The 24,410-nt window shown below is 61.2% G+C and carries 25 protein-coding genes; 11 read left to right on the forward strand and 14 right to left on the reverse strand.

The window, feature by feature from the left end:
- Window positions 1-26: 26 nt before the first annotated feature.
- The 3 genes from AC3WQN_RS01920 to pap form a co-directional block, all read right to left on the reverse strand.
- Window positions 27-989 (reverse strand): DMT family transporter, encoded by a 963-nt coding sequence (locus tag AC3WQN_RS01920; protein WP_103399148.1) that lies wholly within the window; start codon window positions 987-989, stop codon window positions 27-29.
- A gap of 125 nt (window positions 990-1,114) precedes the next feature.
- On the reverse strand, window positions 1,115-2,299 hold the full coding sequence (locus AC3WQN_RS01925) for a thiolase family protein (protein WP_103399149.1): 1,185 nt from the start codon (window positions 2,297-2,299) through the stop codon (window positions 1,115-1,117).
- 103 nt (window positions 2,300-2,402) lie between these two features.
- Window positions 2,403-3,926 (reverse strand): polyphosphate:AMP phosphotransferase, encoded by a 1,524-nt coding sequence (pap, locus tag AC3WQN_RS01930; protein ID WP_103399150.1) that lies wholly within the window; start codon window positions 3,924-3,926, stop codon window positions 2,403-2,405.
- 140 nt (window positions 3,927-4,066) lie between these two features.
- On the opposite strand from pap, the gene mnmC reads away from it, so the two are divergent.
- Together mnmC and AC3WQN_RS01940 are read left to right on the forward strand one after the other, a co-directional pair.
- The gene (gene mnmC, locus AC3WQN_RS01935) at window positions 4,067-6,046 is read left to right on the forward strand and encodes a bifunctional tRNA (5-methylaminomethyl-2-thiouridine)(34)-methyltransferase MnmC2/FAD-dependent 5-carboxymethylaminomethyl-2-thiouridine(34) oxidoreductase MnmC1 (RefSeq protein WP_103399151.1); all 1,980 of its coding nucleotides are present in this window, start codon (window positions 4,067-4,069) and stop codon (window positions 6,044-6,046) included.
- Window positions 6,047-6,086: 40 nt separating this feature from the next.
- Window positions 6,087-6,314, forward strand: coding sequence for a YheU family protein (locus tag AC3WQN_RS01940; protein WP_095143937.1), 228 nt, complete (start codon window positions 6,087-6,089; stop codon window positions 6,312-6,314).
- A gap of 3 nt (window positions 6,315-6,317) precedes the next feature.
- Here the strand turns inward: AC3WQN_RS01940 and csrA are convergent, their stop codons facing one another.
- Window positions 6,318-6,503, reverse strand: a complete 186-nt coding sequence (csrA, locus tag AC3WQN_RS01945) for a carbon storage regulator CsrA (protein ID WP_103399152.1) — start codon at window positions 6,501-6,503, stop codon at window positions 6,318-6,320.
- Window positions 6,504-6,644: 141 nt separating this feature from the next.
- Window positions 6,645-6,977 (reverse strand): YnfA family protein, encoded by a 333-nt coding sequence (locus AC3WQN_RS01950; protein ID WP_103399153.1) that lies wholly within the window; start codon window positions 6,975-6,977, stop codon window positions 6,645-6,647.
- A 477-nt stretch (window positions 6,978-7,454) separates the two neighbouring features.
- Here AC3WQN_RS01950 and AC3WQN_RS01955 point away from each other — a divergent pair, with 477 nt between their 5' ends.
- Window positions 7,455-8,270, forward strand: a complete 816-nt coding sequence (locus AC3WQN_RS01955) for a UDP-2,3-diacylglucosamine diphosphatase (RefSeq protein ID WP_095145637.1) — start codon at window positions 7,455-7,457, stop codon at window positions 8,268-8,270.
- Window positions 8,271-8,299: 29 nt separating this feature from the next.
- Here AC3WQN_RS01955 and AC3WQN_RS01960 read toward each other — a convergent pair whose 3' ends face one another.
- Both AC3WQN_RS01960 and AC3WQN_RS01965 read right to left on the reverse strand, forming a co-directional pair.
- Entirely contained in the window at window positions 8,300-8,890 is a 591-nt protein-coding gene (locus tag AC3WQN_RS01960; protein ID WP_095145638.1) for an HD domain-containing protein, read from the reverse strand.
- A 44-nt stretch (window positions 8,891-8,934) separates the two neighbouring features.
- Window positions 8,935-9,246: an Mpo1-like protein gene (locus AC3WQN_RS01965; RefSeq protein ID WP_103400652.1), complete on the reverse strand. Its 312-nt coding sequence runs from the start codon at window positions 9,244-9,246 to the stop codon at window positions 8,935-8,937.
- Window positions 9,247-9,397: 151 nt separating this feature from the next.
- Between AC3WQN_RS01965 and AC3WQN_RS01970 the strand changes: the two genes are divergently transcribed.
- Window positions 9,398-10,459, forward strand: coding sequence for an AraC family transcriptional regulator (locus AC3WQN_RS01970; protein ID WP_103400605.1), 1,062 nt, complete (start codon window positions 9,398-9,400; stop codon window positions 10,457-10,459).
- On the opposite strand, the gene AC3WQN_RS01975 is transcribed toward AC3WQN_RS01970, so the two are convergent.
- The gene (locus AC3WQN_RS01975; RefSeq protein ID WP_103400606.1) at window positions 10,416-11,870 is read right to left on the reverse strand and encodes a TrkH family potassium uptake protein; all 1,455 of its coding nucleotides are present in this window, start codon (window positions 11,868-11,870) and stop codon (window positions 10,416-10,418) included. The two genes, AC3WQN_RS01970 and AC3WQN_RS01975, sit on opposite strands and share 44 nt — an antisense overlap.
- Window positions 11,871-11,991: 121 nt before the next feature.
- On the opposite strand from AC3WQN_RS01975, the gene AC3WQN_RS01980 reads away from it, so the two are divergent.
- On the forward strand, window positions 11,992-12,558 hold the full coding sequence (locus AC3WQN_RS01980; RefSeq protein WP_103400607.1) for an NAD(P)H nitroreductase: 567 nt from the start codon (window positions 11,992-11,994) through the stop codon (window positions 12,556-12,558).
- A gap of 251 nt (window positions 12,559-12,809) precedes the next feature.
- On the opposite strand, the gene AC3WQN_RS01985 is transcribed toward AC3WQN_RS01980, so the two are convergent.
- The 6 genes from AC3WQN_RS01985 to AC3WQN_RS02010 form a co-directional block, all read right to left on the reverse strand.
- Window positions 12,810-14,147 (reverse strand): sensor histidine kinase, encoded by a 1,338-nt coding sequence (locus tag AC3WQN_RS01985; RefSeq protein ID WP_103400608.1) that lies wholly within the window; start codon window positions 14,145-14,147, stop codon window positions 12,810-12,812.
- A 67-nt stretch (window positions 14,148-14,214) separates the two neighbouring features.
- Window positions 14,215-14,652 carry an LTXXQ domain protein gene (locus tag AC3WQN_RS01990; protein WP_103400609.1) on the reverse strand — a complete coding sequence of 146 codons (438 nt, stop codon included), beginning with the start codon at window positions 14,650-14,652 and terminating at the stop codon, window positions 14,215-14,217.
- A 125-nt stretch (window positions 14,653-14,777) separates the two neighbouring features.
- Window positions 14,778-15,455 (reverse strand): response regulator transcription factor, encoded by a 678-nt coding sequence (locus tag AC3WQN_RS01995; protein WP_103400610.1) that lies wholly within the window; start codon window positions 15,453-15,455, stop codon window positions 14,778-14,780.
- Window positions 15,456-15,462: 7 nt separating this feature from the next.
- On the reverse strand, window positions 15,463-15,873 hold the full coding sequence (locus AC3WQN_RS02000) for an SH3 domain-containing protein (protein ID WP_103400611.1): 411 nt from the start codon (window positions 15,871-15,873) through the stop codon (window positions 15,463-15,465).
- A 106-nt stretch (window positions 15,874-15,979) separates the two neighbouring features.
- Window positions 15,980-16,279, reverse strand: coding sequence for a YciI family protein (locus AC3WQN_RS02005; RefSeq protein WP_095080186.1), 300 nt, complete (start codon window positions 16,277-16,279; stop codon window positions 15,980-15,982).
- A 1-nt stretch (window position 16,280) separates the two neighbouring features.
- Window positions 16,281-16,877: a septation protein A gene (locus AC3WQN_RS02010; RefSeq protein WP_095080185.1), complete on the reverse strand. Its 597-nt coding sequence runs from the start codon at window positions 16,875-16,877 to the stop codon at window positions 16,281-16,283.
- 86 nt (window positions 16,878-16,963) lie between these two features.
- On the opposite strand from AC3WQN_RS02010, the gene AC3WQN_RS02015 reads away from it, so the two are divergent.
- The 6 genes from AC3WQN_RS02015 to AC3WQN_RS02040 all read left to right on the forward strand — a co-directional run bounded on the left by AC3WQN_RS02015 (window position 16,964) and on the right by AC3WQN_RS02040 (window position 24,319).
- Entirely contained in the window at window positions 16,964-17,812 is an 849-nt protein-coding gene (locus AC3WQN_RS02015) for a PHP domain-containing protein (RefSeq protein ID WP_103400612.1), read from the forward strand.
- Between the two features lie 171 nt (window positions 17,813-17,983).
- A complete protein-coding gene (locus tag AC3WQN_RS02020) occupies window positions 17,984-18,613 on the forward strand; it encodes an L-threonylcarbamoyladenylate synthase (RefSeq protein ID WP_103400613.1) in 630 nt (209 codons plus the stop codon).
- Complete coding sequence (locus tag AC3WQN_RS02025) at window positions 18,614-19,432, forward strand: segregation and condensation protein A (protein WP_095145649.1); 819 nt, start codon at window positions 18,614-18,616, stop codon at window positions 19,430-19,432. It begins immediately after the preceding gene.
- Between the two features lie 12 nt (window positions 19,433-19,444).
- Window positions 19,445-20,476: an SMC-Scp complex subunit ScpB gene (gene scpB, locus AC3WQN_RS02030; RefSeq protein ID WP_103400614.1), complete on the forward strand. Its 1,032-nt coding sequence runs from the start codon at window positions 19,445-19,447 to the stop codon at window positions 20,474-20,476.
- 171 nt (window positions 20,477-20,647) lie between these two features.
- Window positions 20,648-21,883: a 23S rRNA pseudouridine(2605) synthase RluB gene (gene rluB / locus AC3WQN_RS02035; protein WP_103400615.1), complete on the forward strand. Its 1,236-nt coding sequence runs from the start codon at window positions 20,648-20,650 to the stop codon at window positions 21,881-21,883.
- Window positions 21,884-22,900: 1,017 nt separating this feature from the next.
- On the forward strand, window positions 22,901-24,319 hold the full coding sequence (locus AC3WQN_RS02040; RefSeq protein ID WP_095148586.1) for an amino acid permease: 1,419 nt from the start codon (window positions 22,901-22,903) through the stop codon (window positions 24,317-24,319).
- The last annotated feature ends 91 nt before the right edge of the window (window positions 24,320-24,410 follow it).

A 24,410-nucleotide genomic window follows, 5' to 3' on the forward strand; every position in this document is an offset into this window, starting at 1 on the left:
TAGCCCGCGAAGAACGATGACACGGCCTACCGATCAACCGCCATGCGCATCCGCCGCGCCTTGAGCCCGGCGATCAGCGACGGCCCCAACGCCACCAGTGCCGACCCCAGCACCACCAGTACCGCGCCGCCATAGGCCAGCGAATTGATCTGCTCGACCTGCACATAATCGGGCCACAACCAGGCGGCGAGCGCCACGGCCGCGAAGGTCACCAGGGGCGTGATCGCCAGTGTCGCACTGACCCGCGAGGCTTCCCAATGAGCCAGCGCCTCGGCAAACGCACCATAGGCAATCAGGGTATTGAGGCAGCAGGCCAGCAGCAACCAGCCCTGCAGCGGGCTCAACTGCAGGGACTCCAGCGGGTGCACCCACGGCGTCAGCAACAAGGCGCAGAACAGGTAGATCACCATCATCACCTGCAACGAATTCCACACCGTGAGCAATTGCTTCTGGCCCAGCGCATAAAAGGTCCAGACCGTCGACGCCGCCAGCACCAGCAACACACCGGCGGTGTAATCGCTCAAGGAGGTCAGCAGCTCACTCAATCGCTGGTTGAAAAACAGGCCAAACCCCAGCAACAGCACCATCAGGCCAATCCCCTGCCCCAGGCTGAAACGCTCCTTGAACACGAACAGGCTGGCGATCAGCAACAGGATCGGCCCCATCTGCACCACCAGTTGCGCGGTACCCGGGCTCAGCAGGTTCAACCCCATCAGGTACAACACGTAATTGCCCACCAGCCCCAGCACCGCCATCAGCACCAGCCAGCCACCCTTGGGCCCGAGTGCCTGTCGGCGTGGCAGGCGCCGGGTCGCGGCCAGGTACAGGAACAGGCAACCGCCGGACACCAACAGGCGATACCAGGTCACGGTGACCGGGTCCATGACCAGCAGCACTTGTTTGAGCTTGATCGGCAGGATTCCCCAGAGGAACGCGGTCAGCAAGGCGAGAAACAGGCCATAAACCCAGCGACCGGACGAGACGTGCATGAGAACCCCAGGGGCAGCGGCGAGAAAGCCCCATTCTAGGCGCACACCCCGGCCTCACACAGGGACAGTTGCGGACAAGCCGCAAACGAGACTGTACCGGTCGTACCGGCACAGCCCTGGCTGGTTTAACGTACGGCTTCGAACAACCCCGTCGCGCCCATGCCTCCGCCCACGCACATGGTGACGATGCCGTAACGCAGGTTGCGCCGTTGCAGTTCGCGCACCAGATGCCCGACCTGGCGTGAACCGGTCATGCCGAACGGGTGGCCGATGGAGATCGAGCCGCCGTTGACGTTGTATTTCTCGTTGTCGATCTGCAAACGGTCACGGCTGTACAGGCACTGCGAAGCAAAGGCTTCGTTGAGTTCCCACAGATCGATATCCGCCACCTGCAAGCCTTTGGCCTTGAGCAGCTTGGGCACCGAAAACACTGGACCGATGCCCATTTCGTCCGGCTCACAACCGGCCACGGTGAAACCGCGGAAGAACGCTTTGGGCTTAAGGCCCAGCTCCAGGGCTTTTTCCAGGCTCATCACCAATGTCATCGAAGCCCCGTCGGACAGCTGCGACGAATTGCCGGCCGTGACCGAACCGTCTTCGGCGAACACCGGCTTCAACCCGGCCAGGCTTTCATAGGTGGTGTCCGGACGATTGCAGTCATCGCGATCGACAATACCGTCGAGGATTTGAACCTCACCGGTGTTTTTGTCTTCGACCTTGTACTTCACCGCCATGGCAACGATTTCATCGTCGAACAACCCGGCGGCTTGCGCCTGGGCCGTGCGCAACTGGCTTTGCAGGGCGTAGCGGTCCTGTTCCTCGCGGCTGACGCTGTAGCGACGGGCGACGATTTCCGCTGTCTGGCCCATGGGAAAATAAATGCCCGGCACCTGTTCCTTGAGCAACGGGTTGATCAGGTTGTCGGTGTTGACGCTTTTCATGGTCAGGCTGATGGACTCGACACCGCCGGCGACGATGATGTCGCTGCAGCCCGAAGCGATCTGGTTGGCGGCAATGGCAATCGCCTGCAGGCCGGACGAACAGAAGCGATTGAGGGTCATGCCGCTGGTGCCGACACCCAGTTGCGACAGCACCGCCACGTTACGGCCGATGTTGAAGCCCTGCGCGCCTTCGTTGGAGCCAGCGCCGACGATGCAATCCTCGACACTGGCCGGGTCGATGCCATTGCGCTGGAGCAGCGCATTGACGCAATGGGCGGCCATGTCGTCCGGACGCGTCTGATTGAACTTGCCACGAAAGGACTTGGCCAGGCCGGTCCGCACGCTATCGACGATCACTACTTCACGCATGGCATACCTCATTGTTGTTATCGGTTGGAAAGTGGTTCGAGGATAAATCCGCGCCCCGGCCCACTGCGACAATCATTCACCCCGCGTATGCAAACCCATCGGACTACTCCTTGTCCTTCCTGTATTTCTTCTCCTGCCGCTCGGTTTTCTCAAAAGCGTCTTCCAGGGCACGGTTGAGGGTGCGCAACACTTTGACCCGGGCCCAACGCTTGTCATTGGCCTCCACCAGGGTCCAGGGCGCGACCTCGGTGCTGGTGCGGTCGACCATATCGCCAACGGCGGTGCGGTAGTCGTCCCATTTCTCCCGATTGCGCCAGTCATCTTCGGTGATCTTGAAGCGCTTGAAGGGAATCTGCTCGCGCTCCTGGAACCGCTCCAGCTGGGTCTGCTTGTCAATCGCCAGCCAGAACTTCACCACGACCACCCGGGAATCGTTGATCTGCTCTTCGAAGTCGTTGATCTCACCGTAGGCCCGCATCCAGTCGGCCGAACTGCAGAAGCCTTCAATGCGCTCCACCAGCACCCGCCCATACCAGGAGCGGTCGAATATGGTGAATTTGCCCCGGGCCGGTATGTGTCGCCAGAACCGCCACAGGTAAGGTTGCGCACGTTCTTCCTCGGTGGGTGCGGCAATCGGCACGATGCTGTACTGGCGCGGGTCCAGCGCCGCCGCGACCCGACGTATCGCCCCGCCCTTGCCCGCGGCGTCATTGCCCTCGAACACGGCGATCAGCGAGTGCTTGCGCATGCGCTTGTCGCGCAGCAAGCCGGCCAGGCGCGCCTGCTCGGTGATCAGTTGCTCTTCATAGTCTTTCTTGTCCAGGCGCTGGCTCATGTCCAGGCTGCCGAGCAGGCTGCGTTGATCGACGCTGGTGGTCAGTGGTGCAGCGCTGACCTTGTCCGGCTTGAGCCGGGAGCGTTTGAGCGCATTTTGCAGGCTTTCGAGCAAGATCTTGCCCACCGCCAGGCTCCGGTAGTTGGCATCCACCCCCTCGATCACATGCCACGGCGCATAGTCGCGACTGGTGCGACGAATCACCCGCTCGCCGTATTGCACGAACTTGTCGTAGGTTTGCGATTGCTGCCAGTCCAGCGGGCTGATCCGCCAACTGTGCAGCGGGTCGTCCTGCAAGGATTTGAGACGCGCCTTCATCTGTTTCTTGGACAGATGAAACCAGAATTTGACGATCAACGCGCCTTCGTTGCAGAGCATTTTTTCCAGGCGTTCGGCGCCATGGATCCCCTGATCCAGCACCGCATCCTTGAACAGGCCATGGACCCGGCCTTGCAGCATCTGGCTGTACCAGTTACCGAAAAACACCCCCATCCGGCCTTTGGCCGGGAGCATCCGCCAATAGCGCCAGGCCGGCGGTCGGGCCAGTTCTTCGTCGGTTTGCTGATCGAAGGTACGCACTTCGATCAACCTGGGGTCCATCCACTCGTTGAGCAACTTGACCGTCTCGCCCTTGCCGGCACCTTCGATGCCGTTGATCAGTACGATTACCGGAAACCGGCCCTGCTGCTTGAGCTCGTACTGGGCTTCGAGCAAGGCCTCACGCAATACCGGCTCTTCGGCATCAAAGGTTTCTTTGTCGATCGCATGACCGATTTCGGCAGATTCGAACATTGAGTTGCTCCCGTGCAAGATTGCACAAGACTAGCGGATTGCCTGTGCCCGTGGGCGAGCAATGCGATCCGGCTTGCCATGGATCAATCGCCGTTGCCGTGATCGGCTAGAATGGCTGCCTTGCCACCCCTGAGCCGACCATGAAGCCTGTTATGCCCCACGCCCAGCTTGACTGGGACGACCAAGGTCGCCCGCGTTCGCGAGTGTTTGACGACGTGTATTTCTCCGATCAGTCGGGCCTTGATGAAACCCGCTACGTATTCATCGAGCAAAACCGCCTCAGCGAGCGCTTTGCCCAATTGCCGGCCGATGGTCGGCTGGTGATCGGCGAGACCGGGTTCGGCACCGGGCTGAATTTTCTCTGCGCCTGGCAGTTGTTCGAGCAGCAGGCCGTGGCCGGTGCGCGCCTGCACTTCATCAGCGTCGAAAAGTACCCGCTGAGTCCGGCGGACCTGCAACGGGCACTGGCACTCTGGCCGGAGCTCAAAGTCTTTGCCGATCAGTTGTTGGCCCAATACGTTGCCATCCATCAGGGCTTTCAGCGCCTGGTGCTGGACAACGGCCGGGTCACGCTGACGCTGTTGATCGGCGATGCACTGGAACAGTTGCCGCAACTCGATGCCCGGATTGACGCCTGGTTCCTCGACGGTTTTGCCCCGGCGAAAAACCCGGACATGTGGACCGCCGAACTGTTCGCCGAACTGGCGCGCCTGGCCGCACCCGACTCGACCATCAGCACCTTTACCAGCACTGGCTGGGTACGGCGCCTGCTCAATGCCGCGGGTTTCAAGATGCGCCGCACGCCGGGCATCGGCCACAAATGGGAAATCCTGCGCGGTGCGTTCGTCGCCTGGCCCGGGGACACTCCCGCACCGGTGGCCGCCAAGCCGTGGTTTGCTCGCCCCACCCAGGTTGTCGATGAGCGCCGTGCCCTGGTGATCGGCGGCGGACTGGCCGGTTGTGCCACGGCGTCCAGTCTCGCCGCACGCGGCTGGCAAGTCAGCCTGCTGGAGCGTCACGAAGCGCTGGCACAGGAAGCCTCGGGCAATCCGCAGGGCGTGCTCTATCTGAAGCTGTCGGCTCACGGCACCGCCCTTTCGCAGTTGATCGTCAGCGGATTCGGCCATACCCGACGCTTGCTCGAACACTTGCAGCGTGGCGTTGACTGGGCGGACTGCGGCGTACTGCAACTGGCGTTCAACGCCAAGGAAGCCGAGCGACAGGCGCAATTGGCCGCCGCGTTTCCCGCCGACCTGGTCCATCTGCTGGATTTGCCTGACGCCCAGGCTCGAGCGGGCATCGCTCTGGAGCACGGCGGCCTGTATTACCCCGAAGGCGGCTGGGTGCATCCGCCGGCCTTGTGCCGATGGCAAGCTTCTCACCCCAATGTGCAAGTACTGACCCACCGCGACGCGTTGGAACTGCGCAAGGTCGATGACCGCTGGCAAGCCTGGGATAACGCGTCACTGCTGGCCAGTGCACCGGTGGTGATCCTGGCCGGTGCCGCAGAGATCAAGCGCTTTGCCCAAAGTGCCGACTTGCCGCTCAAACGCATTCGCGGGCAAATCACCCGTCTGCCGCAAACGACTGAAAGCCAGTGCCTGGCCACGGTGGTGTGCGCCGAAGGTTACGTCGCCCCGGCGCGGCTGGGCGAACACACCCTGGGCGCCAGCTTCGACTTCAACAGTGACGACCTGACACCCAGCACCGCCGAGCATCTGGGCAATCTGGACATGCTCAGGGAAATCTCTAGTGACCTGGTCAGTCGCCTGCATGCCGAGCAACTGGACCCGGAGCAGCTCCAGGGCCGCGCGGCGTTCCGTTGCACCAGCCCCGACTACCTGCCCATCGTCGGCCCGCTGGCAGACAGCCAGGCCTTTAACCGGGCCTATGCGGCCCTGGGCAAGGATGCTCGGCAAGTACCGGACGTACCTTGCCCATGGCTTGATGGCTTGTACGTCAACAGTGGCCACGGCTCTCGCGGGTTGATCACCGCGCCGCTGTCCGGTGAATTGCTCGCGGCCTGGCTGGACAACGAACCGCTGCCTCTGCCAAGAAGTGTTGCCGAGGCCTGCCACCCGAACCGCTTCGCCTTGCGCCGCTTGATTCGCGGTACCTGAGCCACCCCAAGCGTTACCCCATTGATGACCCGAGGTCCCTATGCTGATTCCCCACGACCAACTTGAAGTCGATACCCTGACCCGCCTGATCGAAGACTTCGTCACCCGTGACGGCACCGACAATGGCGACGACACCCCGCTGGAAACCCGTGTGCTACGGGTGCGTCATGCACTCAGCAAAGGCCAGGCCCTGATTGTCTTCGACCCTGAGAGCGAGCAATGCCAATTGATGCTCAAGCACGATGTGCCCAAGCACCTGTTTGACTGACACTCAGTCACGCTTGTCCTGGGCACGCTTGGCTTGCATACGCTCGTAGATTTCGCAGCGGTGTACATTGACCTCCCTGGGCGCCTCCACGCCGAATCGCACCGTACCGCCGTTCACGGCGAGGATGCGCACAGAGATGGTGTCGCCAATGGAGATCAATTCGCCCACAGCGCGAGTGAGTACAAGCATGGCTCTAGTCCTTGAGATAATCGGACAATGAAGATGGCCGGCTGACGACCGCTCTTCAATGCCGAGGCAGGAAAACAGCTCGCTCCTACACGTCTCGACGAATCACCCTACAGACACTCCCTGCACCGCTACGCGACCGACTCAAGGCGATGTGAAGCGCGGGCCAAACAGAATGATGCTCGCACCCAACACACAAAGTGCAACCCCCAACCAGTCCGAGCCCAGCGGACGAATACGCTCGACCATGCCCAGCCAACCAATCGAAGCGACGATGTAAATCCCGCCATACGCCGCGTAGGCACGGCCGGCATAGGTCGACTCGACCTTGGTCAGCAGCAGGGCAAACAGGGTCAGGCTGAGCAGCGCCGGGACGATCCACCAGGCGCTTTTACCCTGGCGCAGCCACATCCAGAAGGCGAAGCAACCGGCGATTTCAAACAGTGCGGCAAGGAAAAACCACAGGTAATTGAGCATGTACGGGTCTCATCGAGGTTGCCAGTTGCGGCAACCCTAACCACCCGGCCCCTGCCCTGCAAGCTCAGCTGGCGCTCTGCCTGGCCTTAGGGTCTGTTGACGTTTGGTGGCGGCCGCGACGGATGCCCGCTTGGTGCAGGGCAAGGCGCGAGGAACGCGGTTTGGTTGTTCCAAATAAGTTCCGAGCAACGCAGCCCTGCACCAAGCGGGCCCCGTCCCTTCGGGTTGCGTGCCAACGTGGGCGAGGCTGCGTTGCGGGATTTGCCAAGGGAACAACCATTGGCGGCATCCCGCGCCTTGCCTCGCCCACGTTGGCCCAGCAACGCGGTTCGCCACCAAACGTCAACAGACCCTAGGCAGACCGGCAGTTTACACCGCTCGCCCCCTGGTACGGGCTGTCATCGGACTGCCGCATTTTTGTCATGGTCTATTAATCGCTGCGGGGCAAGCTTGCAAAAAATCTCGCAGAGGTTGCCCATGACCCGTGCCGAACTCGCCAAACCCAGCCGTAAACAACGCGTGCGCACCTTGTGGATCTCTGATGTGCACCTGGGCACCCGGGATTGCCAGGCCGGGCATTTATCGCAGTTCCTCAAGGGCTACCACGCCGACAAGGTGTACCTGGTCGGTGACATTATCGATGGCTGGAAGCTGCGCAGCGGTATGTATTGGCCCCAGGCGCACACCAACGTGATCCGTCGCCTGCTGACCATGAGCAAGCGCGGCACCGAGGTGATTTACGTCACCGGTAACCATGACGAGTTCCTGCGGCGTTACTCGAAGCTGATGCTGGGCAATATCCAGTTGGTGGACGAGGCCGTGCATGTCACCGCAGATGGCCGGCATCTGTTGGTGATTCACGGCGACCAGTTCGATGTGATCACCCGTTATCACCGCTGGCTGGCGTTTCTGGGGGACTGGGCCTACGAGTTCACGTTGACCCTCAATCGCTGGCTCAATCACTGGCGTGCTCGATACGGCTACGGTTACTGGTCGTTGTCGGCTTACCTCAAGCACAAGGTCAAAACCGCCGTCAGCTTTATCAGCGATTTCGAAGAGGCCATTGCCCACGAGTGCGTCAAGCGCGGGTTGCACGGAGTCGTTTGCGGGCACATTCACCACGCGGAAATCCGCAAGGTCGGTGGCGTGGACTACCTCAACTGCGGGGATTGGGTGGAGTCCTGCACCGCGCTGATCGAGCATTGGGATGGCACGATCGAGCTGTACCGGCTGGCGGACGCCCAGGCGCGTGAGGCACAACTGAGCGCGGTGAAGGTGGCAGAGCCGGCGTAAACGTCTCACCGCCGGCAACCGGCCGGTCTTCAGGCCGGGGCGTGTTCTTCCAGCACCGCGGTATAGATCGAGTTTTTCGGCCGGGTAAACAGGCGCTCCATCATCGGCTCGAAGAAACTCAGGGGGAGCGTCTCGTACGCAGGGTCAAAGGCCGCCGCATCGTACCTGGCGCAAAACTCGATGGTCTGCCGGTACTGCGGGTGCTCGCTGAACTGCTCACGTAGGTGCCGATCCATGCCCAGGTAATGGAAGAAGTAGTAGCCCTGGAAAATCCCGTGCTTTTCCACCATCCACAGGTTTTCGGCGCTGACGAAAGGTCTGAGAATCGCCGCGGCAATGTCCGGGTGGTTGTAACTGCCGAGGGTGTCACCAATATCATGCAAGAGCGCGCACACGACGTACTCCTCATCGCGGCCATCGCGCCAGGCGCGGGTAGCGGTTTGCAATGAGTGGGTGAGGCGATCAACCGGGAAGCCGCCAAAGTCACCCTCCAGCAACTTCAGGTGCGCCACGATCCGTTTCGGCAATTGCCTGGCGTAGGCGCTGAAGTCCGCTGCAATGATGGCCCAGTCTTCCTGCGTGCCATCCTTCATGTGGGTGAAACGGGCCTGTGCGTTCATCGGCTATCCTCTTATTGTGTTGATTGAGCCCGGGCTCAAGGCCACTAGAACGGCACCTTGCCCGCCAGCATGTCGCGGTACATGACGAAATCGCCGAGCAGGCTGTAAAGCGGGTGTCGGAAGGTCGCCGGACGGTTCTTCTCAAAGAAAAAGTGGCCAACCCAGGCGAAGCTGTAGCCGGCCAGCGGCAAGGCCAGCAACCACCACCAGGCGCCTTTGACGATGGCGATGGCGAAGATCAGCATCACCAGGCTGGTGCCGACAAAATGCAACCGACGGCAGGTGCTGTTGCTGTGCTCGCCGAGGTAATACGGGTAGAACTCGGCGAAGCTGTTGAAATGTCTGATGTTTGCGATCTCTGTGGCTTTGATGCTGTTGATCGGATGTTCTGCGGGGATCTTATTTGAGTCTAGAGTCATCATTGGCCATAGCCAGTGACAATAGGCGCCACTTTACTATCCTTCTGAAGTTGGTCGCGAGATGCGGCCTATCACATAAGAAAACGCCATGAGCGAACGAACGACTTCTTCAAGCTGGGCGATGGGAATTGTCAAGGCACTGGAAATGGACGGCCTGGATTGCCGGGACTTGTTCAATCAGCTGGGGCTCGACTACGCGGCGCTGGATGATCCGGATGCGCGTTTCCCTCAAGACTCCATGACGCGCCTGTGGCAACGGGCGGTAGAGTTGTCCGGGAACCCGGCCATTGGCTTGAACATGGGCAAGGTGGTGCGTCCGGCGTCCTTTCATGTGGTCGGCTACGCGTTGATGTCCAGCCGGACCCTGGCCGAAGGCTTTCAGCGACTGGTGCGCTTTCAACGCATCATTGCCGAAAGTGCCGACCTGAGTTTTCGCCTGTTACCCGAAGGCCATGCGCTGATTCTGACGGTGCATGGCGATCACCTGCCGCCGACCCGGCAAAGCGCCGAGGCCTCGCTTGCCTGTGCGCTAGGCTTGTGCAACTGGCTGACCGGGCGCACCTTGCAACCATGCAAGGTCCTGTTTCAAGGCGACCGGCCCCTGGACCTCGGACCTTATACGCGGACCTTCCATGCGCCGCTGGCGTTCAACGCACCCTACGACGCGCTGATTTTCGAGCAGGCGGACATGGAGGCGCCGTTGCCCACGGCCAATGAGGCCATGGCACTGTTGCACGACCGGTTTGCCGGTGAGTACCTGGCGCGATTTTCGGGCAGTCGGGTGACCCACAATGCGCGGCAGGTGCTGTGTCGGCTGCTGCCCCAGGGCGAACCCAAGCGCGATACCGTCGCGCAAGCGTTGCATTTGTCCCAGCGCACCTTGCAACGCCGCTTGCAGGAAGAGGGGACGAGCTTTCAGACGCTGCTCGATGACACCCGGCGCGAACTGGCCGAACAGTACCTGGCGCAGCCGAGCATGACCTTGCTGGAAATTGCCTACTTGCTTGGGTTTGCCGATCCGAGCAACTTTTTCCGCGCGTTCAGGCGCTGGTTCGACAGCACACCCGGCGAGTACCGGGTGCGTTTTCTGGAGGCGCCCAAGATGATCAGTGACGCCAGAACGCCGGAATACACAGCACAAACACGGTAATGATCTCCAGCCGCCCAAGCAGCATGCCCAGGGACAGAATCCACTTGGCCGCGTCGGGAAGGGTGGCGAAGTTACCGGCCGGGCCAATGGTCTCACCCAGGCCCGGGCCCACGCCGGAGACGGTGCTGGCCGCGCCGGTGAGGGCGGTCATCCAGTCCACGCCCAGCAGTGACAGGGCCAGGGCAATGGCGCAGATGGTGATCGCAAAGAAGAACGAAAAGGTCAGGATCGAGCGCACGATCTCTTCGTCGAGGCGGTGGCCGTTGTACTTCTGCTTGATCACCGCCCGAGGGTGAATCAATTGATTAAGGTTGGCCTTGAGCAGGATATAGGCGACCTGGAAGCGGAAAATCTTGATCCCGCCAGCGGTCGACCCTGAGCAGCCGCCAACAAAACCCAGATAGAAAAACAGCATCAGCGAGAAGTTGCCCCACAGGCTGTAGTCCCCCAGTGCAAAACCGGTGGTCGTGACCACCGAGGTGACGTTCAGCGCGACGTGGCGCAGCGCGTCCAGCCAATGCAGTTCGGTGGTCCACCAGTACCAGGTCCCGAGCACCACCCAGGTCACCACCAGCATGCCGAGCAAGCCCTGCACCTGTTGATCCTTGATCAGTGCCCGGCGATTGCCACGCAGGGTTGCCACATACAAGGCAAACGGCAGGCTACCCAGAATCATCACGACCACCGCGACCCAGTGCACCGCCGGTGCGGTCCATTTGGCCAGGGACTGGTCGGAGGTGGAGAACCCACCGGTGGAAATCGCCGACATCGCATGGTTGATCGCATCGAACGGGGTCATGCCCGCCCACCAGAATGCCAGGCTGCCGAGGATGGTGATGCCGACGTAGGCGGCAACGATCAGTCGCGCCACCATGTGCGAGCGGGGCATGACTTTTTCCGAGCGGTCCGAGGACTCGGTCTGGAACAGCCGCATGCCACCGATGCGTAGCAGCGGCAAAATGGCGACCGCCATGCCGATAAAGCCGATGCCTCCCAGCCAGTGCAGCAGCGAGCGCCACATCAGGATGCCCGGCGACATGGTGTCCAGGCCACTCAATACGGTGGCGCCGGTGGCCGTAATGCCGGACATGCTCTCGAAAAACGAGTCGGTGTAGCTGATGTGTTGGGTCAACAGGAACGGCAGCGCGGCGAAGATACACACCACCACCCAACTCGATACCGTGAGCAGGTACATGTCGCGCGGACGCAGGTGAATATGTTCCGGGCGTCCGGGGATGACCAGTGCCAGGCCCGCGACAAAGGTGATCATGCTGGACCAGAGGAACGATGGCAGGTCGCTGGTGCGTTCGTAAATCACCAGGGTCGCCATCGGCACAACCATGCTGACGGCGAGCGTGATCAGGAAGATGCCGATGATAAAACCAATGATCCGTAAGGTCGGCAACGCCATGAAGTCCGCTCGGGGTAATTTAGGAAGGGCGCCATTCTACCTGCGAGGCAGGGCATGTAAACCGGCATCCCAACGGTAGTTACCGCTAGAATAGCCAAACATTTTTTTCAGGAGGTGGCCGATGCAGGCTCTCGACGCTTTGCTCAACCGTGTTTCCGTTCCGCGTTTGATTGACCCGGCACCGACTGCCGAACAGCGCGAAGTGCTGTTTGCCGCCGCCCTGCGGGCTCCGGATCACGGGCATATGCAGCCATGGCGCTTTTTGACGGTTGAAGGCGCGGCGCGTGAGCAACTGGGTGAGCTGTTGGCCGAGGCGGCACTGTTGCAAGACGCCGACGCCCCGCAGGCGTTGGTGGACAAGGCGCGTAATGGTCCGCTGCGCGCGCCGTTGGTAGTGGTTGTGGTGGCGCGCCTGCAGGATCACGTCAAGGTGCCCAAGTCCGAGCAACTGTTGGCCGCCGGTTGCGCGGCCCACGGCATTTTGCTGGCGGCCTACGCCCAGGGGATCGGCGCGGTATGGCGCACCGGCGATCTGGCGTACTCGACCCATGTGGCCAAGGGCCTGGGGTTGACTGAAGGGGAGGAGGTGATTGCGTTCCTGTACCTCGGCACTCCGCAGAAAGAACCGCGGGTAGCCGAGAAAGTCGATCTGACGGAATTCGTCAGCGCCTGGTCGGCGGGAACCTGAATCATTGATCAATCAAGTCAATGCGCGAGCTAGCTCGCTCCCGTTGGGCCGGGCTGGCGCTCCAGCGTGCAGCGGCCCTGACAAGGCGATTGCGGACTTTCAGCTAAAACCAGGTGACCGGTGTGGGGCTGCTATGCAGCCCAGCGCGAGCAAGCTCGCTCGCCACGGGGCAGGCGTTCGGCACGCAACCATGTGATCAAGAGCGTTGCTCCCACATTTGGTTGCGCGCTGTATGAGAACTCTCATCTTAATCAGCTGACGATTCCTGGCTCTAACGGCAGGTCCAGGCTGGCGATGAATCCGCCCTCCGGGTGATTGGCCAGGACCAGGCTGCCACCATGACGCTCCGCTGCCCGGCGAGCGATGGCCAGCCCCAGGCCATGACCGGCCGCGGTCTGGCCTGGTGCCCGGTAGAAGGGCTCGCCTAACTGCGCCAGATGCTCAGGCTGCACGCCGGGGCCGTAGTCACGCACGCTCACCACCATGTGCTCACCCTCGCGCCGGGCTGACAGGTCAATCGGTTGCCCCGGTGGGTTGAAGCGTTGTGCGTTACGCAGCAGGTTGTCCAATGCCCGCTCGATCATGGTCGGCCACCCCTTGAGGTGCAGTGCCGGTTCGGCTTCTATGCGGATGTACTGCTCCGGCGACGCGAGCTGCGCGTCTTTTTGCAGGCTGCCCAGCAGTGTGTTGAGGTCGACGTCCTCAGCGCTGGCGCTGTCGGCATCGACCCGTGCCAGCACCAGGATTTCACTGATCAGGGCTTCCAGGCGATCGCACTCGCGGGTCAGGCGTGGCCAGAGCTTTTCCCGTTCCTCGGGGGTGGCGCGCTCTGCCAGCGCCAGGGCGATGCGCAAGCGGGCCAGTGGTGAGCGCAGTTCGTGAGAAACGTCACGCAGCAATTGTCGCTGGCTGCCGATCAGGCTTTGCAGGCGCGCGCCCATGCGGTTGAAGTCATTGGCCAGCACCCCGAACTCGTCACGTCGGTTGGCCAGGCGCGCCAGGCTGTTCTGCTGGTAGGTGGTCTGTCCCAGGTCGTGCACGGCACCCCGCAGTCGGCTCAAGGGACGCGTGATCGACAGCGTCACCAGCAAGCTGAACAGGGTCAACACCACCAGGGCGATGCCCAGCGCACTCAGCGGCCAAAGCAGGCTTTCGCGGTGCCAGGCATCGAGTTCCGGGTGCGGGATGCGGTAGATCAGCAGGTAGGTTTCACCGGTTTTCGGGCTGGTGTACTCGTCGGTCAGGCGGCGCCAGGGCAGGTGGCGGTCATTGCCGTCACCCTGTCGCGCCTCGAATGCAGCGGCGCGTCGGGGGAATGTACCGCGCACCACCGGATCGCCGCTCTCGTTCAATACCTGGACGTTGATGTGGTAGAGCCGTTTGCGTTGCTGCAGCAGCAACTGGGCGGCCTCTTCACCGCTTTCTTCGTAGCGCTGCGTCCACTGTTGCGCCAGGTCACTCAGGCCCGGGTGGCGACTGAGAATCCAGGCGTCCTGGTTCAACATGTGCCCGAGCAGAATCGACAGGCCGGCAACCAGCGTGATGGCCAGCCAGAAACTGGCCAGGATGCGCCAGAACAATGAACGCACGGTAAGTCCTCAAACAAGAAAAGCCCAATGGCGGTTAACCATCGGGCTGGGGAATAGCACTAGAGCGTTACTGTGCTTTTTGTGGCTGTTGGGCTTTCCAGGCTTTGAACTGCTCCCATTCGGCCTTGCGCTCAGCCTGCTTTTTCTGAATCGCGTCGAATTTCTGCTGCTGGTCAGGCTTGAGCAGGGCGCGAATCTCGGCTTCGGTTTTCTGGTGGCGTGCAGCCATTTCGTCTTTCAGGGCTTTCTGATCGGCTGGCGGCAGTTTCTCCAGGTATTTGTCGACCAGTTGCTTACGCTCAAGCATTTGCTTGCCCATGATTTTGCGGATCTGTTCACGTTGTTCGTGGGTCAGGTCCAACTGGCTGTACGGGCCTTTACCGTGCATCTGACCGCCGTGTCGCGAGCCGTCCATCGGGCCCATCGGACCTTCGCCTTCTGGCATGGCCATGGCAACCGTTGGCAGGGCAGCAGCGAACATCAAAGCGATAAGGGTCTTGCGCATGGTGTATCTCCTTGTCTCGTTCCCGGTGTGTTCCGGATGTGTGCAGATTACAGAGATCAAGGTCAGTGGCGGTCAGCGAAGCGTAAAGCTTGGGTAAAGATGGTTTCGCACCGCCCTGACAAAACTTACAGGCTGTAATAGTAGCCGCGGCTGCGCAGGGCAACGATGCGCGGTCGACCATCGGGGTGCGGGCCGATCTTTTTGCGCAGGTTGCTGACGTGCATGTCCAGGCTGCGGTCGTACAGGGTGAGCTTGCGGCCAAGGGCGATCTGCGCCAGCTCCTGCTTGTCCAGCGGTTCGCCGGGCTGCTTGAGCAAGGCTTCGAGCAGGCGGCTTTCAGACACGGTGAGGGTGTATTCCTGCTCGTTGATACTGACCACGCCACGGGCCGGGCTGAAACACAGGTCGCCCAGTTCCAGCTGGCTGGAGACCGGCGCCGGATGGCTGCGCCGCAGCACGGCGCGCAGGCGGGCGGTGAGCTCCCGTGGGTCGCACGGTTTCGCCAGGTAATCGTCGGCCCCCAGTTCCAGGCCCAGGATGCGGTCCAGCGGCTCGCCCCGGGCCGAGAGCATGAGTACCGGCAGGTCCGGGTGATCGCTGCGCAGTTGCTTGAGCAGTTCCAGGCCGCTGCCGTCGGGCAGCATCACATCCAGTACCACGGCGGCAGGCGCCGATTCGGCCAGGGCGCGACGCGCACTCAAACCGTCGTGGCAAGCACGCACCGCAAAGCCTTCCTGGCTCAACCAACTACCGAGGAGCTCACACAGCTCCTGGTCATCATCAATCAGTAACAGCTCGCTCATGACTCACTCAATTTAGCCATTGTCGACGTCTCCTGTGTCCACCGCTGGCGAAGATACCGCAGAGCAGCGCCGATAGCGCGACTCCCGCCCCGGTGACGAACCATTGCTGCTGATCGGTCAGCAGGCGCGGCACGGTGCTGGCCTGGACTTCCTTGAGTTGCAGCTTGAGGCGCTGATTCTCTTGGCGCAGTCGGCCCAGCAGGGCGCTTTCGCGTTCGCTGTCAGCGGTTTGCAGGTGTTTGTTCAGCTCTTCTCGTTGCCGCTCGCTTTCCTTCAAGCGTTGCTGCAACTGCGTGATCTGGCTGCCGGCACTCAAGGACAGAGGCGTTGAAAAGCCTGCATCCGAGTCTTCCTCGGCATGGGCAAAGCCCCCGATCGATAATGTGACCAACAGCAGACACAGCGGACCTTGGCGCATTGCAACTCCTGATTCCAAACGAGTGTTGGGCAGGTTGTCGGCCGTTGAACGAGAATACTGAGCAATTGAGTGCGCGATGAACCGAAGGTTCACCGCGCGGGCAGGGTCAAGGCAGGACTTGCTTGAACGGCTTTACCAGCACATTGGCGTAGACGCCGGCGGCGATGTACGGATCGGCGTCGGCCCAGGCCGTGGCGGCTTCCAGGGAGGCGAACTCGGCAACGATCAGGCTGCCGGTGAAGCCTGCGGCGCCCGGATCATTGCTGTCCACCGCCGGGTGCGGGCCGGCCAGCACCACGCGACCTTCGGCCTTGAGTTGTTGCAGTCGCTCAAGGTGAGCGGGGCGTGCAGCCAGGCGGCTTTCCAGGGAGTTGGCGACGTCTGTGGCAATGATTGCGTAAAGCATGTCAGTCCTCGGTTTTAGGCGTTGTGGTGTCGGCGTCATGCAGGTGGCGGGACAGGTAGATGCCCTGGCCGACCAGGAACAACAGGGTCATGCCCAGGCTGCCGAAGACTTTGAAGTCGACCCAGATGCTCTGGAAGGTGAAGGCAACGAACAGGTTGGCTGCGCCGCAGAACAGGAAAAAGCCGATCCAGGCGATGTTCAGGCGTGTCCAGACTTGATCGGGCAGGGTCAGCGCGTGGCCCATGATGCGCTTGATCAGCAGCTGTTCGCCCACGAAATGGCTGCCGATAAAGGCCAGTGCGAACAGCCAGTTGACCACCGGAGCCTTCCATTTGAGGAAGGTCTCGCTGTGGAAGGCCAGGGTCAGGCTACCGAACACCAGGCAGGCGACGAGGGTCAGCCACTGGCTTTTTTCCAGCTTGCGCTGGGAGATGTACAGGGCGCCGTACACCACCAGGGAACTGGTGATCAGCATTGCCGTGGCGCTGTAAATGCCGCCTACAGTCAGTTGATGGCCGGCGATGTCGACGACCCGCGGGTCGATTTTGAAGACGATGAAAAACAGCAGGAGCGGGATGAAGTCGATGAATTGTTTCACAGTGGCAGCCAGAAGCAGGATGTGCCGGCATAATAACAAACATATTGAGTCGCGAAAGCGCCAGCTGATTTGAGGTTACACATCCTGTGAATGTTGATTTGCACTGCCATAGCACGGCCTCCGATGGCGCCCTGGCGCCCGCGGCACTGGTTGCGCGTGCGTTCGAAAACGGCGTGCGAGTCCTGGCGTTGACCGACCACGACACTCTGGAAGGCCTCGATGAGGCCCGTAGCGCCGCGCAGGCACTGGGGATGCAACTGGTCAATGGTGTCGAACTGTCCTGCACCTGGGGCGGTGCGACCATCCATGTACTGGGCTACGGTTTCGACGTTAATGCCCCGGCGTTGGTCGAGGCGATCGCCAAACTGCGTGACGGGCGTTGGCTGCGTTCCGAAGAAATCAGCCGCAAGCTCGAACTCAAGGGTATGCCGGGGGCGCTGGAAGGCGCGCGGGCCATTCAGCAGGAACTGGGCGACAGCGGCAATGCGCCGGCCCGTCCGCACTTCGCCGACTATCTGGTGCGCGCCGGCTACGTCAAGGATCGTGCTGAAGCCTTCCGCAAGTGGCTGGGCGCCGGCAAGCTGGGCGACGTCAAGCAACACTGGCCGACCCTGGAGGAAACCGTCGAAACCCTGCGTGCCGCCGGCGCCTGGGTCAGCCTGGCCCACCCGTGGCACTACGATTTTACCCGCAGCAAGCGCCGTCGCCTGATTGCCGACTATATTCAAGCAGGCGGCCACGCGATTGAGGTGGTCAATGGTCATCAGCCGGCCGAGCAGGTCGGCAGCCTGGCCATACTTGCCCGTGAGTTCGGTCTGCTGGTCAGTGCCGGCAGTGATTTCCATGGCCCGGGGGGCTGGTCGGAGATTGGCGAGTACCGTCCTGTCCCGGAGGATCTGCCACCACTGTGGTGTCGATTCAAATCCTTAGTCTGATGGATGTGAAACGTGACGAGCGAAGGCAAGGCAAGGAAAAAACAGGCGAGGAGGCGGAGTTTACATCCTGTAAATGCGCACTCCGAGCCGGTTTTTGATGCAGAATTGCGCGCGGAGCCTGCAGTAGTTTTCACGCCATCAGTATTGCCGTCGTCTGAACAGGTAGAAAATGTGAGTCAATTTTTCCAGATTCATCCGGAAAACCCACAAGTGCGCCTGATCAAGCAGGCCGTCGAAATCATCCGCAATGGCGGTGTGGTGATCTATCCCACCGACTCGTCCTACGCCATTGGCTGCCAGATCGGCGACAAAAATGCCATAGAACGCGTACGTCGCCTGCGACAACTGGACGACAAGCACAACTTTGCGCTGATCTGCAGCGACCTGTCGCAGCTTGGGCTGTTCGCCAAAATCGACACCGGTACGTTCCGGATCCTCAAGGCGCACCTGCCGGGGCCTTACACCTTCATTCTCAATGCCACCCGCGAAGTGCCGCGCCTGTTGCTGCACCCGAAAAAGCGCACCATCGGCCTGCGGGTGCCGAGTCATCCGATTGCCCTGGCGCTGCTCGAGGAGCTGGGCGAGCCGCTGATGAGCGTGACCCTGATCATGCCCGGTGACAGCGACCCGTTGAGCGACCCTTACGAAATGCGTCAGATGCTCGAGCATCAGGTCGACCTGATCATCGACGGCGGTTTTGGCGGTATCAAGGCCTCCACCGTGATTAACCTGGCCGACGGTGAGCCGGAAGTGATCCGCGTCGGTTGCGGCGACCCGAAGCCGTTCATGGTCGAGGCCTGAATGTCGGTGGTAGAAAGCCTCGACAGCCAGGCCGGCGCCCAGCAGGAACTGCCGTTTGCCATGGTCTATGGCCAGGCGGTCATGGAAATGCCGCTGGACCTCTATATTCCGCCGGACGCGCTGGAAGTCTTTCTCGAGGCCTTCGAAGGTCCGCTCGACCTGTTGCTGTACCTGATCCGCAAACAGAACATCAACATCCTCGATATCCCGGTGGCGGAAATCACCCGCCAGTACATGGGCTATGTCGAGTTGATGCAATCGGTACGCCTGGAGCTGGCCGCCGAGTACCTGGTGATGGCCGCGATGCTGGCCGAGATCAAGTCGCGGATGCTGCTGCCGCGTTCGGTGGAAATCGAACAGGAAGAAGACGACCCGCGTGCCGAGCTGATTCGGCGCTTGCAGGAGTACGAACGCTTCAAGGCGGCTGCCGAGGGCATCGATGGGCTGAGCCGGGTCGGGCGCGATGTGGTGGTGCCCAGGCTGGACGCCCCGCAAGCCCGGGCGCGCAAGCTGCTGCCGGACGTGAGTCTGGAAGAGTTGCTGATGTCCATGGCCGAGGTGTTGCGCCGTGGCGATATGTTCGAGAGCCACCAGGTCAGCCGTGAGGCATTGTCGACCCGCGAACGCATGAGCGATGTGCTGGAGCGGCTCAAGGGCGGTGGTTTTGTGCCCTTTGTCGAGCTGTTCACCGCCGAAGAAGGACGCCTGGGTGTGGTCGTGACCTTTATGGCGATCCTCGAGCTGGTCAAGGAATCCTTGGTCGAGCTGGTGCAGAATGAGCCCTTTGCGGCGATCCATGTGCGGGCGCGAGCCGAATAACGAGCAAAATCCATGAACCTGAGTGAACCCCGCGAGCTGGCGCCATTGCTTGAAGCCTTTCTGTTGGCTTCGGGAAAGCCGCAATCGATGGAGCGGCTGTTCGAGCTGTTTGAAGAGGGCGAGCGCCCGGAGCCGCCCGTCTTCAAGAAGGCCCTGGCGATCCTTGCCAAGTCCTGTGACGGCCGGGCCTTTGAACTGAAGGAAGTGGCCTCGGGTTATCGCCTGCAAATTCGCGAAAAGTTCGCGCCCTGGGTCGGACGTCTGTGGGAAGAGCGCCCCCAGCGCTATTCGCGGGCGATGCTGGAAACCATGGCCCTGATCGCCTATCGCCAGCCGATCACCCGTGGCGAGATCGAGGATGTGCGGGGTGTGGCGGTCAACAGCAACATCGTCAAGACCCTGCTGGAGCGCGAGTGGATCAGGGTCGTCGGTTACCGAGAGGTACCGGGCAGGCCGGCGATGTTTGCCACCACCAAGGCCTTTCTCGACCATTTCAACCTGAAGAACCTCGACGACCTGCCACCCCTGGCCGAGCTGCGCGAACTGGAACCCGAGCCGATGCTCGAGTTCGACGATGCCCCCGTTCCACAGAGCCTGCAGGACCTGGCCGACGCCAGCGCCGAACCGGAAGAGCCCAAGGAGGAAACCAGTTTCCATACCTTGCTGCTGGAACTGGACTCGATGGAGGAGGGGATCAAGACCGATTTCGATGACTTGCTGCGTGATGGCGAGGTGAGCGAGGGGGATTGGCCGAGGTCGGACGACACTCCGGTTGAAATGGAAACCGAAGTTGAAGCTGAAGCTGAAGCTGAAGCTGAAGCTGAAGCCGAAGCCGAAGCCGAAGCTGAAGCCGAGCCTCAAGTCGTAACCCCGCAAGCGCCTGAAGAAGACGTCCTCGGCGTCGCCCAGGCCCGTGAGCAATTGCTCGCCGCCGTGGCTGCCCTCGAAAAGCCTGCACCTAAGCCCGAACTGAGCGACGAAGAGGCTGAAGCCCTGGCGCTGGCCGAAGCGATCGAGGCCGAACGCCGCGCACTCGATGATTGACGCAGCCGGTCGGCGGAAAAACCAGTAACCGACCGTTTATCAGCTAGTCTCTGATGCGCAAGTGGCGCCATGCGCGTATGATTCGCACCCCTTTGGCGATCCCTTCGTCAAAGGATCAGTTTTCAACGCTTCAGGCTCAGCCCTGAACAGACCACACCGGGAGGTGCCCAGATGAGTATCAACGATCAGAAAGACGACCAGGAAATCGGCCCAGCAGGCGAAAAGCTGCAGAAAGTCCTCGCCCGTATCGGCGTCGGCTCGCGCCGTGACGTGGAAGCCTGGATCAGCCACGGCCGGATCAAGGTCAACGGCAAAGACGCCACCCTTGGCCTGCGTGTCGACATGCACGACGCCATTACCATCGATGGCAAGGTGATCAAGCGTGAAGAAGCGGCTGAGTCGGTTCGCCGCGTGATCATGTACAACAAGCCCGATGGCGAGATCTGCACCCGTGTCGACCCGGAAGGCCGTCCGACCGTGTTCGACAAGATGCCGCGCCCGAAAGAAGGTCGCTGGATCAACATCGGTCGTCTGGACATCAACACCACCGGTCTGCTGATGTTCACCACCGACGGTGAACTGGCCAACCGCCTGATGCATCCTTCCTACGAAATGGACCGCGAGTACGCGGTACGTGTGCGTGGCGAAGTCGACGACGAAATGATCGAGCGCCTGAAAGCGGGCGTCGTGCTCGAAGACGGCCCGGCCAAGTTCACCGACATCAAGCAAGCGCCAGGCGGTGAAGGCTTCAACCACTGGTATCACTGCGTGGTGATGGAAGGCCGTAACCGCGAAGTGCGTCGCCTGTGGGAATCCCAGGGCCTGGTGGTCAGCCGTCTGAAGCGTGTGCGTTTCGGTCCGGTGTTCCTCAACTCCGACCTGCCGATGGGCCGCTGGCGCGAAATGAGTCAGTACGAAGTCGACATTCTGAGTGCCGAGGTTGGCCTGACGCCGGTCGCGATGCCGCAGATGAACGCCAAGAGCAAAGACAAGCTTGATCGCATGCAGCGCAAGTCGTCGCGTCCAATGGCCAAGACCGAGCGCGTGCGCACTTTGCGTCCAGCCGCTGGCGCACCGGCTTCCGTACCGCGTCCGGCGCGTGAGCCGCAGATCGAAGGCGAGCGTCCAGGTCGCAAGCCAGCGCCACACCAGGATGGCGAGCGCGGTCCACGCACGCCGCGTCCGGCCAACGGTCGCACCGAGCGTGGCGAAGGCCGTGGTGCTCCAGCCGGTCGCGGCACGCCGGTAGCAGATCGTCCGGTCGACACCAAGCGCCCGGCCAAGCCAGCGCCGAAGAAGCGCCCAGGCATCGTGCTGGTCGACCGTGACGCGCCGTCAGGCAAGCGTCGTGGCGCACCGGCCGGTTCCGGTCAGCGCCCAGGCTTTGGCCGTCGCAAGCCGGAGTGAAGCAGTCTTAAGCTTCAAGCCATAAGCTTCAAGCGATAAGCTGCGGATGAAAACGCCAACCCTCGGGTTGGCGTTTTTTTTGTGTTGATTTCGCGGGGAAGCGGAACGCCGCCCGGTGCGCTCACAAAGATCGCGCCTGCAGTAAAGCCGCTCAATCAAGCCTGAACGCTGTCCTCGTGGCGAGCGAGCTTGCTCGCGCTGGGCTGCGCAGCAGCCCCAAGACCGGTCACCGAGGTCTGTCTGCAAGACTGCGATAGTCTTGCCGGGGCCGCTTCGCGCCCCAGCGCGAGCAAGCTCGCTCGCCACGGGGTATATGTTCGGCGTTCATTTGCGTGGTGAGTGCAAGCCATGTGACCTCCAGCCTGGAAATTCGATGTTACGGCCTGTAACGAAAACCTGACGAAAATCCCGGCTTAAGCCTGTGGAATCGTCATCTTTCGGACGCTGTAAGAAAATCCTGCCGCCGGTTGTCTTCCTGGTCGTTTGCCAGGGCTCTAGCCCGCTTGTTTCACGGGCTCATGCAAGGTGTCATGCGCCCCATGCCTGTCGTGCAGGTGGATAACAAGAAGGAGGCGCAATGTACGCCGTGAGTCATCTTCATCTCTCTTCGTGGGGCGATTTTTCCGTCACCCCCGTCACTGACCCGCAAAGGTCTGACCCCATTTTTGCAGTCGCCCGACCCTGTCGTGGCGGACACAGGCAATCCCGGCAACCGACACGCTGATTCCTGCGAGGTCTGGCGGCAGGGGGTTACAGGTGTACAATGCGCCGCGTTTTACCTGTGACCTCCTTGCGTAACCACGCAAACCTCAAGGCTATCCGCCTTGTTCACTCCGCCGCGTCACGAGCGCGACGGGTTCGATTTCGTCACAGATAAGAACAAACAGGTGACGCATGACTGTTGTAAATACGCTGAACTCCTGGTGCCTGCGCTGGGGTTTGATCGGCGCTGCTTAATCCCGATTCGAGCAGCAACGTCTTAACGAACATCATCAAACCTTGCGTGAGACCCTTTTCATGAGTGGACAAAACTCGCATTCAGGCGAGCTTAAACGCGGCCTGAAAAATCGTCATATTCAACTGATCGCCCTCGGTGGCGCGATTGGTACCGGATTGTTCCTGGGCTCTGCCGGCGTATTGAAGTCGGCCGGCCCGTCGATGATCCTCGGCTACGCCATCTGTGGCTTCATCGCTTTCATGATCATGCGCCAACTGGGCGAAATGATCGTTGAAGAGCCGGTGGCCGGTTCGTTCAGTCACTTTGCCCACAAGTACTGGGGCGGCTTCGCAGGCTTCCTGTCGGGCTGGAACTGCTGGATCCTGTACATCCTGGTGGGCATGTCGGAGCTGACGGCCGTTGGCAAGTATGTGCACTACTGGTGGCCGGAAATCCCGACCTGGGCTTCGGCGGCAGCGTTCTTCGTGCTGATCAACGTGATCAACCTGGCCAACGTCAAGGTCTTTGGTGAAGCCGAATTCTGGTTTGCGATCATCAAGGTCGTGGCGATCGTCGGCATGATTGGCCTGGGCAGCTACCTGCTGGTCAGCGGCAACGGCGGCCCGCAAGCCGCGGTGAGCAACCTGTGGGAACACGGTGGTTTCTTCCCTAACGGCGTCAGTGGCCTGGTGATGGCCATGGCGATCATCATGTTTTCCTTTGGCGGCCTGGAAATGCTCGGTTTTACCGCTGCAGAAGCCGACAAGCCGAAAACCGTGATCCCGAAAGCCATCAACCAGGTGATCTACCGGATCCTGATTTTCTACATCGGCGCCCTGGTCATTCTGTTGTCGCTGACCCCGTGGGACAGCCTGCTGAACACCATTAACGCGTCCGGCGATGCCTACAGCGGCAGCCCGTTCGTCCAGGTGTTCTCGATGCTGGGCAGCAACACCGCGGCACACATCCTCAACTTCGTGGTTCTGACCGCGGCGTTGTCGGTGTACAACAGCGGCACCTACTGCAACAGCCGCATGCTGCTGGGCATGGCCGAGCAGGGCGATGCGCCGAAAGCATTGGCGAAGATCGACAAGCGCGGCGTACCGGTGCGTTCGATCCTGGCCTCGGCGGCGGTGACCCTGGTGGCGGTGCTGTTGAACTACCTGATCCCGCAACACGCGCTGGAGCTATTGATGTCGCTGGTGGTCGCGACCCTGGTGATCAACTGGGCGATGATCAGCTACTCGCACTTCAAGTTCCGCCAGTACATGAATCGCACCAAGCAAACACCGCTGTTCAAGGCGCTGTGGTACCCGTATGGCAACTACGTCTGCCTGGCGTTCGTGGTGTTCATTCTCGGCGTCATGCTGATGATCCCGGGCATCCAGGTCTCGGTGTACGCGATTCCGGTATGGCTCGTGTTCATGTGGGTCTGCTACAGCATCAAGAACAAGCGCAGTGCGCAACCGGTGCTGAATGCGGCGCCTGCCGTGAAGTAAGCACCTCTGGCTTCAACAACACACCCGGCCCTGTGCCGGGTTTGTTGTTTTCAGGGTTCACACATTTCCCCGTGGGAGCGAGCAAGCCCGC

The sequence above is a fragment of the Pseudomonas sp. FW300-N1A1 genome (assembly GCF_058789115.1).